Origin of the sequence: Flavobacterium sp., assembly GCF_044371705.1 — a bacterium.
Classification (GTDB): domain Bacteria; phylum Bacteroidota; class Bacteroidia; order Flavobacteriales; family Flavobacteriaceae; genus Flavobacterium.
In genome coordinates, this window is sequence record NZ_JBILTE010000054.1 from 1 (window position 1) to 14751 (window position 14751).

Sequence of the window (14751 nt, forward strand, 5' to 3'; positions counted from 1 at the left end):
GGATAGCCTGCAACTTTCTTAACCTATATTAAGTGCTAAACCTTTCTTAGGGTTGTAAATTTGTACTATAAATAACAAAAAATCTAATAGTCATGAAAAATACAGTTTTACACAAAGCTAATGAACGAGGACATGCTGATCATGGATGGTTGAATGCCTATCATAGTTTTAGTTTTGCCAATTGGTACAATCCAGATAAAGTACAGTTTGGTGTTTTAAGAGTTTTAAACGATGATACCGTTGCTGCCGGAATGGGTTTTGGAACACATCCGCACGATAATATGGAAATCATCACCATTCCATTGGAAGGAGATTTGGCTCATAAGGACAGTATGGGAAATGAAGAAATTATCAAATTTGGCGACGTTCAAGTAATGAGTGCAGGAACTGGCATACGTCACAGTGAATTTAATCCGAATGAAGACAAACGCACCAAATTGCTACAAATTTGGTTGTTTCCAAACAAACGAAATGTGGAACCTCGGTACCAGCAAATCACTTTGGATGTAAAAGACAGACAAAACAAGTTACAACAAATTTTGTCACCAAACCCGGAAGATGCAGGAGTATGGATACATCAAGATGCATGGTTTCACATGGGAAAATTTGAAAAAGGAATCACCGAAACTTACACTGTTAAACGAAATGAAAACGGCGTTTATGCTTTTATAATTTCTGGAACGGTTACCATTAACGGACAAACTTTGGAAACCAGAGATGCATTGGGAATTACAAATACAGAGAAAATGGAAATTACAGCAACTTCTGATGCAGAAATTTTGCTGATGGATGTCCCGATGGAATAATGTTCTTGATCAAATCTTTTCTTAATTAAAATATCCCAACGAACAATTCACGTTGGGACATTGTATTTTATTTCAACTTCAAATTTAGATTATCATAGGTGGTCACGTCAATTACTTGCTCGCTGTCAACATCAAACGAAACTTTAATACTATCGCCAACCATACTCACCGGAATTTCATTCGAAATTTGCGAGGAACCCACAAAAATATTTGGATAATCTTTTATTGTAAAATAATAGAAACTGTTACCGTTTTTCACATCGCTTTGAATACGGGTAATTATTGATGCAATTGATTTTTTGGCAGCAACATTCGAGGGATTAATTTTATTGCCTGCCATGTTATAAACACTTTTAAATGAAGTAAGTGTTTCACGCATTGAATTGCCAACACCCACAATTGTGTAATCGTTAATAGCAACCATTGCATACATTTTTACCAAACCACCATCATCTTTTAAAGTCATAACATAAGTAGGAATTCCGTTAATGTTATACGGAATAGGCAACGAAGCTTGGTATCCTTTCTCTTGAACTTTTCCTTCTGCCGATTGTTGAGCAGCATATTCCGTTGCACCACTTTGCTTGTAAAAGGTAGTTTCTTTGGTTCGTGTATCTACTAACACAAACCCAACCGTGCTTTCGTCACTTCCAACAGAAGTTAAACCGGTATACCAATACGATTTATCATTTTGCCCATAAACCAGAGTCAATCCTTCGGTAATTTGCAATTTATCAGTATTGGAAAAATTCCAATAACCATTGACTAATTCGCCCCAATCATTCAACTGGTCCTCAATAAAACTTGCCGGTTGAATCCGATCAACCCACGAGGGAGCATCCGCAATGGTATATGATTCAATGTCGCCTGTTTGTGCATTCACAATTAAGATACCATTGGCGTTTTCGCCCGAAAATCCTATTTTTTTGTCATAAGTTGTCACCACCCAAAAAGGATTTCCTTGTTCATCAATTTCAAAAGTAAAATCAGAAATACCAATGGTTGCATAACCATTGAAGTAAATATACCTATGCAACTCACTAAAAAAATAGGCATTGGTTTGGAATTTCAATTTTAAATTTTTTCCATTAATCGTTTGAACCAACTTAACATCACGCTCGTTTGTTGCAGACACCAATACATATCCGGGCGTTCCTTCCTTATTATTTAACCATTTGAAAAAACCGGAGTGTAACAAAGGTGCTACCCAATATAATTCATTGTTGACTTTTTGAATTGAAAACTTGCCTAATTCTACTTGACTTCCCAAAGCCGGTTGCGAACCTATAATCTTTTCTCCTAACAAATAGGCTAATTTTTGATCAACTACTCGTATTTTGTCTAAAGAAATGGGTGCAATCTGTTCGGATATTTTTTCTCCATTCCTTACTTCTCCTATAATTTTTTGATACTTAGAAGCATGAAATACAGTTGCTGAAGTAATAAACGGAACAATTGAAAGATATAAAAGTAATAAAACCATGACGTACACTACAACTTTTTTGGGACGTGATTTAATGATGACTTTCTTTCCGGTGCTATCGACTGCTAAACCTAAAGAAAAAAAGAAATAAGTAAATACAAGAAGTAATAAAACAACTGCGATCCCATAAAAACCGTAGTGGATTACCGGTAGAATAAAATAAACTAACAAAAAGCCAAAAACAGCTAACACTATCACAAGCAATAATTTTTTCATTTTTTGGGTGTTTGATTTAAACAATTATACGCATTGTTGGAATAAAAGTTACAATTAATCTTGCTTAAAATACTAAAATCATCTCTTTTAAATTAGTATTTTTGTTGCTACTAGTACAAAAGTTGTGAAATTAAACTTGAAATAAATTTATGAAAGCATACGTTTTTCCGGGACAAGGAGCTCAATTCACTGGAATGGGCAAAGAACTATATGAAACTTCAGCATTAGCCAAAGAACTATTTGAAAAAGCGAATGAAATTTTAGGCTTCCGAATTACAGACATCATGTTTGAAGGAACTGCCGAAGAATTAAAAGAAACCAAAGTTACACAACCGGCAGTCTTTTTACATTCGGTTATTTTGGCAAAGACGTTGACCGATTTTAAACCGGATATGGTTGCCGGACATTCGTTAGGTGAATTTTCAGCTTTAGTGGCAAATGGTGCTTTATCTTTTGAAGATGGCTTGAAATTGGTTTCAAAAAGAGCATTAGCCATGCAAAAAGCATGCGAAATTACTCCTTCCACAATGGCAGCCGTACTAAATTTAGACGATGCAATTGTAGAAGATATTTGTGCTTCGGTTGCTGGTGTTGTGGTGGCGGCAAATTATAACTGTCCCGGTCAATTAGTTATTTCCGGAGAATACAAAGCAGTTGAATTGGCTTGTGAAAAAATGAAAGAAGCAGGTGCTAAACGTGCTTTGATTTTACCGGTTGGTGGAGCTTTCCATTCACCCATGATGGAACCTGCCAGAGAAGAATTAGCAGCAGCTATTGAAGCGACGATTTTTTCAAATCCTATTTGTCCGGTCTATCAAAATGTGACAGCAAATGCTGTTTCTGATCCCACTGAAATTAAAAAGAATTTAATTATTCAATTAACCGCTCCGGTTCGTTGGACACAATCCGTTCAACAAATGATTGCCGATGGAGCCACAAGTTTTACAGAAGTGGGTCCGGGCAAAGTTTTGGTTGGTTTAGTGAATAAAATAAACAAAGAAATTGAGACTATTTCGGCTTAATAATTAAGTTAAATTCTATAACAATGAAAAAAATAATTTTTGGATTTATAGCAATAAGTTTGTTCGTGGCCTCATGCAAAGAATCAACAGAAGATAAAATTAATCAAGCAATTGATGCAGTTAAAACTGATGTGAAAGATAAATCGGATGCTGTAAAAATGGAAGCAGAAAAAAAATTAGACTCTGTTCAAGCTAAAACCGATAAAATGGCTGACTCACTCAAAACCAAATCAGAAAAGGCCCTGAAAAAATGGAAGGAGAAAACACAAAATGTAAAAGAAGAAGTCATTAAAAACTAAGAATTTCAAATGTGGTGTCTCAAAATTCGAAATATTCCGAACTTGTTTTGGAATCTGTAAAAATGCAATTATCAACTATTTTTAGAAGCTGAAATGAATTCAGCTTGACAAGATTAAAACTTTTCAAACACCCTCGGAGTTTTCTACCTTCTAATTTTTTGTTCCCATTTCCAAGCACTTTCCAAAGCTTGTTCCAAGGATAGTTCAGTTTTCCAACCCAAAACTTTATTGGCCTTTTTGGTGTCTGCATAAGCCTCAACAACATCTCCTTCTCTTCTATTGACAATTTTATAAGGTAATTTCTTTTGACTTACTTTTTCAAAAGCATGAATAACTTCCAAAACGGAAGACCCGGTTCCGGTACCCAAATTGAAAACCTCAACATTTTCAGTATTCTTTTTATCAATCAATCGTTGCAATGCGATTACATGGGCTTTCGCCAAATCAACCACATGAATATAATCACGCACACATGTTCCATCAGCAGTTGGATAATCATCGCCAAAAACTGCGAGTTCGGGACGTAAACCCATAGCGGTTTGGGTGATAAAAGGCACTAAATTTTGAGGAACTCCCAAAGGTAATTCACCAATAGCGGCACTGTCATGAGCTCCAATCGGGTTAAAATATCGCAATAAAACGGCCTTAAGATTTGAAATTTTTGCCACATCTGCAATGATCTCCTCTCCTATTTGCTTCGTGTTTCCATAAGGCGACATGGCCGGTTGAATGGGAACTTTTTCAGTAATCGGCATATTTTTGGCTTGACCATAAACGGTGCAGGACGAACTAAAAATAAAATGAGCTTCTTGTTTTTGTTGCAACTCTTGAAGGATATAAATTAAAGCACTGATGTTATTTTCATAATACAACAAAGGATTTTGCACACTTTCACCCACCGCTTTTGACGCGGCAAAATGTATAATTCCTGTTACGTCCGGATATTTTTTAAAAAATGATTGAACAGCAGCTTTGTCTCTCAAATCCATTTTTTCAAATTCGGTTTTTTTGCCGGTAATAGAAAAAATCCCGTCCAAAACATCCAAAGAGGCATTTGAAAGATTATCAATAATAATAACTTCAAAACCTTGGTTTTGCAATTCAACGACAGTATGCGAACCAATAAAACCCAAGCCTCCGGTTACAACTATTTTCATTTATTTGAATTAAAAAATTCTAAAACGGTATCCGTAATAAATTTGATTTGTTCATCATCAAGCTCGGTATGCATCGGTAACGAGATTACTTCTTGAACTAATTGATTGGTTACCGGGAAATCTTCTTCTTTATATCTTGAATCTACGTATGCTTTTTGAGCATGTAATGGAATTGGATAATAAATTGCACATGGAATTCCTTTATTCACTAAATGATCCATTAATGCATTTCTGTCGGCATTCACAATTCGCAAAGTATACTGATGAAATACATGACAATCACAACTATCACAAATTATCGGAGCAATTATATTTTTATGCCCTTCAAATGCTTTCGAATATTTTCTGGCTGCCTCTTGACGAGCCGCGTTATAAGTATCTAACAAAGGTAATTTTGCATTTAAAACAGCCGCTTGAATACTATCCAAACGTGAATTTACTCCAACGACATCATGATGGTAGCGAACATACATTCCGTGATTTACAATCCCCCGAATGGTATGAGCTAATGCATCATCGTTCGTGAAAATAGCCCCACCATCGCCATAACATCCTAGATTTTTAGAAGGAAAAAACGACGTAGCTCCTACATGACCTATGGTTCCAACTTTTCTTTTCACTCCATCTCTAGATGTAAAATTGGCACCAATGGCTTGTGCATTATCTTCAATAACATACAAATTATGTTCTTTAGCAATATCCATTATGGCATCCATATTCGCAGCTCTTCCAAACAAATGTACCGGAACAATCGCTTTTGTTTTTGGTGTAATTGCTTTGCGAATTCCGTCAAGCGAAATATTCATATTTACGATATTCACATCTACCAAAACAGGTGTTAATTGCAACAAAGCAATAACTTCAACGGTAGCAGCAAATGTAAAATCGGCTGTAATTACTTCATCACCCGGCTGTAAACCCAATCCCATCATAGCAATCTGTAATGCATCTGTTCCGTTTGCACAAGGAATCACATGTTTAACCCCCAAATATTCTTCAAGATTTTTTTGAAATTCATGTACCTTGGGTCCGTTGATGTAGGTATTGGTATCCAATACTTCCTGAATAGAAGTGTCAACCGTTTGTTTTATTTTTTCATATTGACTTTTTAAGTCAACCATTTGAAGTTTTCTCATATCAGTATCAATTAATGTTTTATCTAATCAGGAGTAAACCTACCTGACTCATTTCAACTAACAAAAGTAATTATTTGCGGGTGGATAACAATGGAAATTCTAGAAAGTAATGTATTTTAGCCTCACAATTTTTTACACATGTTTGGTATTTATTCTTTCTTGGTTTCAGTAGCCGGATTTTTTCTAAAAATCGTAGCTCTTTTCAGCCCAAAAATGAAGCTTTTTGTTGATGGAAGAAAAACTGTTTTTGAAACACTTTCACAAAGCATTTCAAAACAAGAGCCTAGCATTTGGTTTCATGCGGCTTCTTTGGGAGAATTTGAGCAAGGATTGCCTGTGATGGAAAAAATTAAAGTTTTATATCCGAAGCATAAAATTATTGTGACCTTTTTTTCTCCTTCAGGATATGAAATTCGAAAAAATAATACCATTGCCGACGTTACCGTTTACCTACCCCTTGACACAAGGAAAAATGCTAAATTATTTATCGATTTAGTCCATCCGGAATTAGTATTCTTTATTAAATATGAATTTTGGCCGAATTACTTAAACGAATTGAAATCCCGAAACATCAAAACGTATTTAATTTCAGGCATTTTTAGAGAAGATCAAGCTTTTTTCAAATGGTACGGGGGTTTTTATCGAAATGCATTAAAATCGTTTGATCATTTTTTTGTTCAGAATGAAAAATCAAAAAAATTAGTACAGCAATTGGGTTTTCAAAATGTAAAAATTTCAGGAGACACACGTTTTGATCGCGTGGTTTCGATTTTGAAAAGAGACAATACACTAGATTTTATCAAAGAATTCAAAGACAACACAACCACTATTGTCATTGGAAGTTCTTGGCCAAAAGACGAAGAATTATTGGTGAATTTCATTAATAATTCAACTGAAAAGGTAAAATTTATTATTGCACCACATACTATCAAACCGGAACAAATTGTGGAATTGCAAAAATCGATTACGAAAAAATCAATTTTATATACCGATTTATTTCCCGCTCAGACGTTGCATGTAACGCATTCCGCAGAGACGTTGCATGCAACGTCTCTACAAGAATACGATGTATTCATCATCAACACTATCGGAATCCTAACCAAAATTTACAATTACGCCGACATTGCCTACGTAGGCGGTGGTTTCGGCAACCCTGGTGTTCACAATATCCTTGAACCGGCAACGTTTGGTGTGCCAATAATTATTGGGCCTAATTATTCACACTTTGCAGAAGCGACTGCTCTGGCAAATATGGAAGGCTGTATTTCGATAGGTAACCAAAGTGAATTAAATGATGCATTTTCAAATTTGATTTCAAATAATGAAATCCGCCATGAAAAAGGACATATTTGCAGCACATTTGTACAAATGAATAAAGGAGCAACAGAAGTGATTTTAAAATACCTCCAAAATGACAACCTTTAAAGCTTTTACTAGTTCGGATAGTTCTTTGGTCATCAAAATGATGGAGGATTTTTATTCCATTGATAATTATCCTTTTGATAACGAAAATTCCCGAAAGCTACTTCATCAATTCCTTCAAGATGAAAATCTTGGAAAAGGCTGGCTCATTTATCATGAAAACGAAGTGGTTGGCTATGTCATTCTCATATTTATTTTTAGTTTTGAATACCAAGGAAAAATTGCGTTTTTGGATGAATTATACATAAAAAAAACCGCAAGAGGCAAAGGAATTGGCAGACGAGCTCTTCAATTTATTCAAGAGGAAGCTCCTAAATTATCGTTAAAAGTTATCTATTTGGAGGTGGAACCGCACAATGAAACTGCACAAAAATTGTATCTTGCAAACGATTTCGCCATTCATAAGCGAAAATTACTCAAATACACAGTCAATTAACAGATTATCTAAAATTTAAGCATTATGAAATTTTTTCGCATACTCTTATTATTCCTTTCTGTTTCTGCATTTGCCCAACAGGGAGGAATGTGGATTCCCTCATTATTGGAAGGCATGAATGAAAAAGAAATGAAATCACTTGGCATGAAAATGTCGGCCAAAGATATTTACGATGTTAACAAATCAAGCATGAAAGATGCTGTTCCGCATTTCAACAATGGTTGTACATCGGAAGTAATTTCTCCAAAGGGATTATTATTAACTAATCACCACTGCGGGTATGGTGAGATTCAATCGCATTCTACGGTAGAAAATGATTATTTGGAAAAAGGATTTTGGGCGATGAGTTTGGAGGAAGAATTACCTAATCCGGGTTTAGTGGTCACCTTTATTGTAAAAATTGAGGATGTCACTTCTAAAGTTTTAGAAAATACGCAAACTATTTCCAATGAAGCCGACAAACAAAAGAAAATCCAGGAAAATATCGCTTCTTTAACCAATTCATTACCCAAAGAAAGCTGGCAAGAAAACAGAATCAGAGCTTTTTTTGACGGCAATCAATACATTTGGTTTGTGGTAGAGACTTTTAAAGATGTTCGTTTAGTGGGTGCTCCGCCGTCATCGATTGGAAAATTTGGATCAGATACAGACAATTGGGTTTGGCCACGTCACACCGGCGATTTTTCACTGTTTAGAATTTACGCGGATAAAAACAATCGTCCGGCAGTCTATTCAAAAGACAATGTTCCTTATAACCCTAAACACTTTTTCCCGGTATCCATTGGTGGCGTGAAAGAAAATGATTTCACTATGGTTTTCGGTTATCCGGGAAGAACACAGGAATATTTACCTGCAGTTTCCGTTGAACAAATCGTAAACGATTTAAACCCCGCCAAAATTGAAGTCCGCGATGCGGCTTTAAAAGTGCAAGATGGGTTTATGCGTAAAGACAAAGCGATTAAAATTCAATATGCGGCCAAATATGCTTCGGTTGCCAATTATTGGAAAAAATGGATTGGTGAAACCAAAGGTTTAAAAAAGTCAAATGCTGTTCAAATCAAAAAAGATTTTGAAAAGGATTTTATGGCCAAAGTTGCGAAAGAACGAAAACAAGCTGAATATGGAAATCTACTTGCAGAATTTGAAACGAATTACAAAGCCATTGCTCCGTATGCTTTGAGTCGTGATTATTTTATGGAAGTCGTAATGCGTAACACTGAATTATTAAGTTTTGGCTATCGATTGAATCAATTAGAACAAGTATACAACGCGAGAGGCGAACAAGCGTTTAACGACCGAAAAGCGAATCTTTTAGCGGGTTTTGAAGAATTATACAAAGATTTCAATGCTACGGTTGACGAAAAAGTGATGGAACAATTGATTGAAATATACGCCACTAAATCTCCACTAGAATTGTTACCGCAGGAACTGTTGAACCAAGATTTAAAGGCCAAAACGGCTGAAATATTCAAAACATCTAAATTAACCAGCTACAATGGCTTGAAAGAATTATTGAGTGGCGATGCAAAAACAGTGGTTGCAGCTATGAATCAAGACAGTGGTTATCTTTTTGTAAAAATGATTACAGAAGCTTATAACAAAAATGTTGCTCCGAAATTTGATGAAATCAATTTAAAAAACATTGCGTTACAACGCACGTATATGAAGGGAATTTTGGAGTTAAGTTCTAAAGATGCTCGAATATTTCCTGATGCCAACTCAACTTTGCGTGTAACGTACGGTAAAGTAAAAGGATATGCTCCAGCTGATGCTGTTTATTACAGTCCTGTAACTTACTTAGACGGTGTGATGGAAAAATATGTTCCGGGTGATTATGAATTTGATGTTTCTCCTAAACTAATTGAGCTTTACAATACAAAAGATTTTGGCCCTTACGGAGAAAACGGTAAAATGCCTGTGAATTTCATTGGAACCAACCACACAACAGGTGGCAATTCCGGAAGTCCGGCAATTGATGCTCACGGAAATTTAATCGGTTTAAATTTTGACCGTGTTTGGGAAGGAACTATGAGTGATATATATTACGATCCTGCCATTTGCAGAAATATCATGGTTGACATTCGTTACGTACTTTTTGTAATTGATAAGTACGCAGGTGCCAAACATTTAGTAGATGAAATGAAAGTGGTACGGCCAAAAAAGAAATAAAACAAACAATTTTAAGAATGTAGCTGTTATTATAAAGAGAGTTGTTACTGAAATAGCCTGCGAATAACCCCATTTATAGTTGCTCAAACGTTTGAAAAACAAATAGTTCATTTTTTTTTAAAATTTTTTAATAAAATATTTTGTTGAACAAAAAAATGTATATCTTTGCCTCGAATTAATAATTAACCTTTTATAATAAAGTAAGATGAAAAAAGTAATTTTAAGTTTAGTATTTGTTGCTGCTTTAACAGTAGTATCTTGTAAAGAAAAAGAAGCTGCTCCAGTTGAAGAAGTTGTAACTGAAGAAGTTGTTCCAGCTGTTGAAGAGGCTGTTGAAGTTGTTGCAGATACTACAAAAGCTGCTGTTGAAACTGCTGTTGACGCTGCTACTGAAGCTGTAACTAAGTAATTAGTTATTAACTAAGACAAAAAAATCAATCCTGAACAATGTTCAGGATTTTTTTTGATTAAAAAATTTACCAATTAAAAAAGCTCCGATAGAAAATTATCTACCGGAGTTTTTTGTGTTCTTAGAATTTCTACTCATTAAAACGTATAACCTACTTTAATTCCAAAACGTCCTGCCCATTCGTCTACATTTTTGTTGTCAACAAATCCGGAACCTTTCATTTGAATCACCCATTGAACGCCAACACTAGGGTCGATTGATAAATTTTCTCCAAATTTAAATTTGTAACCCACCGTTGGACTCAAAAAACTGAAATAAGAGTATGTTCCTTTTACACCATTTTCCTCAAACTTAATATTTCCGTAAGCCAAAGTGTTTTGAGTATAAATACCATAGTCTTTTTTATTAAAATAACCGCGGCTTCCTAATTCAATTACATAACCGTCACCGTCAACCTCATTTATTCCTGGAGCGTCGTAAGTCATCGTTCCATAACCTACATTTAAAATAGAGGAAGAACCTTCTAAACCGGCTATTCCCGAATAATTCAACTCAAAACTGAGTCCATACTGAGTCGGTTCTGACCATAAATAATAGGGTGATACGGTGATGTTTGGTTTTTTATCATCATCCTGTGCAAATCCTATCGCACACAAAAGCAGCAAAGCAGCTGTAGAAATTTTTTTCATTTGATTGAGATTTAAATTGATATTCAAATGTATGAAAATATCTCCACTATCAAAAAATGGATCACTTTTTTAATTGTTTGTGTAGAAATAAAAAAGCTCCATCTGTAAAACAAATGAAGATTTTGTTCCGAAGTTTCGGAATCAAGGCGGTCCCGAAGCTTCGGGATTGAACCCGCACTAATTTATAATTTCAATAATATATCTTCTAAAATTGAAGGATAATCAATAACTTTTTCAAGAAATTTTCGAGATTTCATTCGCTTGATAAAGCGTTCTAATACGTAAGCTTTTTTACTATTCTCACATTCAAATTTCAATTTTAATTCCCAAGGAATTCCTTTAGATGAAAATGAATCAGAATAAAATCCACTATTATGTCGTTCTAGCCTCAATTCAACATTGTCGGTTGTGCCTACATAAAACTTATAAATTTTTTTGAATATAAAATATAAATGAAATACATATACAAACTAATAAAAAAGCTCCATTTACAGTTGCAAATGGAGCTTTTGTACTCAAGGCGGGACTTGAACCCGCACGGGCATTACTGCCCACTGGATTTTAAGTCCAGCGTGTCTACCAATTCCACCACTCGAGCTTGATACAAGTAAACTACTTGCACTATTAGATAGAAGAGCGAAAAACGGGATTCGAACCCGCGACCTCCACCTTGGCAAGGTGGCGCTCTACCAACTGAGCTATTTTCGCGTACAGGTTTATGTAAGAACAGCATTGTTTGTTCAGCAATGCGGATGCAAATGTACTATTTTTATTTACTTTTACAAGTGTTTTTTTGAAAAAAATTATATTAATAAAGTAACTTTTTGACAACTAAAACAATAGAAACTATTTTTTAATTAACATCCGTTTGATTTCATTCAATTTCATCAATGCCTCCACCGGAGTTAGGGTGTTAATGTCAATATTTAAAATCTCTTCTTTGATTTCTTCCAACAGCGGATCATCTAAATTGAAAAAACTCAATTGTAATTCGTCTTTGGTTGCTTTGATTCCCGACAATTCTTCGCTGGAATGATTTTTTTCCAGTTTCTTTAAAATTTTCTGAGCTTTTTGAATGACAGTTTGAGGCATTCCGGCCATTTTTGCCACATGAATACCAAAACTATGAGCGGTTCCGCCCTTTACTAATTTTCGAATAAACAAAACGGTATCTTTTAATTCTTTGACCGATACATTATAATTGTGAATTCGATTAAAAGTTACTTCCATCTCGTTTAATTCATGGTAATGCGTCGCAAACAACGTTTTGGGTTGGTGCGGATGCTCGTGTAAATACTCTGCAATGGCCCATGCTATGGAAATTCCGTCATAAGTACTGGTACCCCGTCCTATTTCGTCTAACAAGACTAAACTTCTTTCGGAAATATTGTTCAAAATAGAGGCAGTTTCATTCATTTCTACCATAAAAGTAGATTCGCCCATCGAAATATTATCACTTGCTCCTACTCGTGTAAATATTTTATCCACTATACCCATTCGAACCGCTTCGGCAGGAACAAAACTTCCCATTTGAGCCAGCAAAACAATTAGAGCCGTTTGTCGCAAAATGGCTGATTTACCGGACATATTCGGACCCGTAATCATGATAATCTGTTGCGAATCTCGATCTAAAAAAACATCGTTAGCAATATACGGAACGCCCACCGGCAATTGCTTTTCGATGACCGGATGTCGCCCATTTGTTATTTCTAAATCGAAGGAATTATCTAAAACAGGCCGCACATACTTATTTGTAATAGCCAATTGTGTAAAAGAATTTAAACAATCCAATTGAGCAACCAAACCCGCATTTAATTGAACCGGTTTGATATAACTGCTAATCCAAGCAACTAATTGCTCAAAGAGCTGCGATTCGAGTGATTGAATTTTATCTTCAGCTCCCAAAATCTTCGTTTCGTATTCTTTCAATTCTTCGGTAATGTATCGTTCGGCATTCACTAAGGTTTGCTTACGAATCCACTCTTGAGGAACTTTATCTTTATGGGTGTTTCGAACTTCAATATAGTAACCAAAAACATTATTAAACGATATTTTTAAGGAAGAAATTCCTGTTCGCTCAGATTCTCGCATTTCAATTCCTTCCAAGTATTCCTTTCCAGAAGTTGAAATGGCTCTCAATTCATCCAAATCAGGATGTATTCCTTTGGCAATGGCATTTCCTTTATTGATAGAAACAGGTGCCTCCGGATTTAAAGTGGATCTGATTTTCTCACGTAACAAATCACAGCTGTGTAGACTGTCGCCAATAGCCTTCAACGATTCGTTTGCACTTTCCAAAGCCATTGATTTAATTGGAATGATAGCATCCAATGATTGACACAAATAATTCACTTCTCGGGGCGATATTTTTCCAGCTGCGACTTTAGAAATTAATCGTTCCAAATCGGAAATTTGTTTGATTTGGTATTGAATTTTTTGAAGCACTTCGGGATTGTCTTTCAAAAAGGAAACAACTTCGTGACGTGATTGTATTTTTACTGCATCTTTTAGTGGCAAAGCCAGCCATCTTTTAAGCAAGCGACCACCCATTGGCGACAGGGTATGATCAATAATATCCAAAAGTGTGACCGCATTTGGATTGGTGCTGTGGTAAAGTTCCAAATTTCGAATAGTAAATCGATCCATCCACACATAGGCATCTTCGGCAATTCGTTGAATGGAGGTGATATGCTGAATCTTGTTATGTTGGGTTTCTGATAAATAATATAAAATGGCTCCAGACGCTACAATACCTTCTTGCAATTCTTCAATACCGAATCCTTTCAGCGAATTGGTTTGAAAATGTTTCGTTAAAACCTCCACACTGTAATCTTCATGATACACCCAATCTTCCAAGAAAAAAGTATGATAATCTTCCCCAAAAGTCTCTCTGAATTTACTTTTGTATTGTTTAGGAATTAAAATTTCGCTTGGGTTAAAATTCTGTAGTAACTTGTCAATATATTCTTCATTGCCTTGAGCTGTTAAAAACTCACCAGTAGAAACATCTAAGAAAGAGATTCCCAAATGTTTTTTTCCAAAATGAATAGCCGACAAAAAATTATTTGTTTTCGACTGTAAAACCTCATCATTCATGGAAACTCCGGGAGTAACCAATTCAGTTACGCCGCGTTTCACAATCGTTTTAGTCATTTTAGGATCTTCCAATTGGTCACAAATGGCTACTCGAAGTCCGGCTTTTACCAATTTTGGCAAATACGTATGTAGGGAATGATGTGGAAATCCTGCCAATGCTGTTTCGGTTTCTGAACCGGCACCTCTTTTGGTTAATACAATTCCCAGTATTTGAGAGGCACGAACCGCATCTTCACCAAAAGTTTCATAGAAATCGCCCACACGGAACAACAAACAGGCATCAGGATACTTCGACTTTATCTGATTGTATTGCTTCATTAATGGCGTTTCTTTAGGCTCTTTGACTACGGTTGTTTTGGCTGACAATTGGATAGGATTTTAATTAGGATTTCAAAAATACGAAATTGAAAT

13 protein-coding genes and 2 tRNA genes are annotated in these 14751 nt (G+C 35.4%); 7 read left to right on the forward strand and 8 right to left on the reverse strand.

The genetic code is table 11. The annotated features are described in order from the left end of the window. Positions 1 to 92 precede the first annotated feature (92 nt). Entirely contained in the window at positions 93 to 806 is a 714-nt protein-coding gene (locus ACIQ2S_RS05500; RefSeq protein ID WP_396173680.1) for a pirin family protein, read from the forward strand. A gap of 67 nt (positions 807 to 873) precedes the next feature. On the opposite strand, the gene ACIQ2S_RS05505 is transcribed toward ACIQ2S_RS05500, so the two are convergent. Then, positions 874 to 2505: a hypothetical protein gene (locus tag ACIQ2S_RS05505; RefSeq protein ID WP_396173683.1), complete on the reverse strand. Its 1632-nt coding sequence runs from the start codon at positions 2503 to 2505 to the stop codon at positions 874 to 876. Between the two features lie 149 nt (positions 2506 to 2654). Here ACIQ2S_RS05505 and fabD point away from each other — a divergent pair, with 149 nt between their 5' ends. Further along, a complete protein-coding gene (gene fabD / locus ACIQ2S_RS05510) occupies positions 2655 to 3527 on the forward strand; it encodes an ACP S-malonyltransferase (protein ID WP_396173685.1) in 873 nt (290 codons plus the stop codon). A 23-nt stretch (positions 3528 to 3550) separates the two neighbouring features. Beyond that, entirely contained in the window at positions 3551 to 3826 is a 276-nt protein-coding gene (locus tag ACIQ2S_RS05515; RefSeq protein WP_396173687.1) for a hypothetical protein, read from the forward strand. A gap of 143 nt (positions 3827 to 3969) precedes the next feature. On the opposite strand, the gene galE is transcribed toward ACIQ2S_RS05515, so the two are convergent. Together galE and ACIQ2S_RS05525 are read right to left on the reverse strand one after the other, a co-directional pair. After that, complete coding sequence (gene galE / locus ACIQ2S_RS05520; RefSeq protein ID WP_396173689.1) at positions 3970 to 4983, reverse strand: UDP-glucose 4-epimerase GalE; 1014 nt, start codon at positions 4981 to 4983, stop codon at positions 3970 to 3972. Beyond that, positions 4980 to 6119, reverse strand: coding sequence for a DegT/DnrJ/EryC1/StrS family aminotransferase (locus ACIQ2S_RS05525; RefSeq protein WP_396173691.1), 1140 nt, complete (start codon positions 6117 to 6119; stop codon positions 4980 to 4982). Before ACIQ2S_RS05525 ends, galE begins: the two co-directional genes overlap by 4 nt. 138 nt (positions 6120 to 6257) lie before the next feature. On the opposite strand from ACIQ2S_RS05525, the gene ACIQ2S_RS05530 reads away from it, so the two are divergent. The 4 genes from ACIQ2S_RS05530 to ACIQ2S_RS05545 all read left to right on the forward strand — a co-directional run bounded on the left by ACIQ2S_RS05530 (position 6258) and on the right by ACIQ2S_RS05545 (position 10555). Beyond that, a complete protein-coding gene (locus tag ACIQ2S_RS05530) occupies positions 6258 to 7544 on the forward strand; it encodes a 3-deoxy-D-manno-octulosonic acid transferase (RefSeq protein ID WP_396173693.1) in 1287 nt (428 codons plus the stop codon). After that, the gene (locus tag ACIQ2S_RS05535) at positions 7531 to 7977 is read left to right on the forward strand and encodes a GNAT family N-acetyltransferase (protein ID WP_396173695.1); all 447 of its coding nucleotides are present in this window, start codon (positions 7531 to 7533) and stop codon (positions 7975 to 7977) included. Before ACIQ2S_RS05530 ends, ACIQ2S_RS05535 begins: the two co-directional genes overlap by 14 nt. A 24-nt stretch (positions 7978 to 8001) precedes the next feature. After that, positions 8002 to 10146 (forward strand): S46 family peptidase, encoded by a 2145-nt coding sequence (locus tag ACIQ2S_RS05540; RefSeq protein WP_396173697.1) that lies wholly within the window; start codon positions 8002 to 8004, stop codon positions 10144 to 10146. A gap of 205 nt (positions 10147 to 10351) precedes the next feature. Beyond that, entirely contained in the window at positions 10352 to 10555 is a 204-nt protein-coding gene (locus ACIQ2S_RS05545) for a hypothetical protein (RefSeq protein WP_396173699.1), read from the forward strand. A gap of 137 nt (positions 10556 to 10692) precedes the next feature. On the opposite strand, the gene ACIQ2S_RS05550 is transcribed toward ACIQ2S_RS05545, so the two are convergent. From ACIQ2S_RS05550 to mutS, 5 genes are all read right to left on the reverse strand, one after another. Next, positions 10693 to 11244 carry a hypothetical protein gene (locus ACIQ2S_RS05550; RefSeq protein WP_396173701.1) on the reverse strand — a complete coding sequence of 184 codons (552 nt, stop codon included), beginning with the start codon at positions 11242 to 11244 and terminating at the stop codon, positions 10693 to 10695. 182 nt (positions 11245 to 11426) lie between these two features. After that, positions 11427 to 11687, reverse strand: a complete 261-nt coding sequence (locus tag ACIQ2S_RS05555) for a GIY-YIG nuclease family protein (protein WP_396173704.1) — start codon at positions 11685 to 11687, stop codon at positions 11427 to 11429. 69 nt (positions 11688 to 11756) lie between these two features. Beyond that, a tRNA-Leu gene (locus ACIQ2S_RS05560) sits at positions 11757 to 11842 on the reverse strand. A gap of 37 nt (positions 11843 to 11879) precedes the next feature. Then, positions 11880 to 11952 (reverse strand) — tRNA-Gly (locus ACIQ2S_RS05565). A 138-nt stretch (positions 11953 to 12090) separates the two neighbouring features. Next, positions 12091 to 14658 (reverse strand): DNA mismatch repair protein MutS, encoded by a 2568-nt coding sequence (gene mutS / locus ACIQ2S_RS05570; protein WP_396173707.1) that lies wholly within the window; start codon positions 14656 to 14658, stop codon positions 12091 to 12093. Positions 14659 to 14751 lie beyond the last annotated feature (93 nt).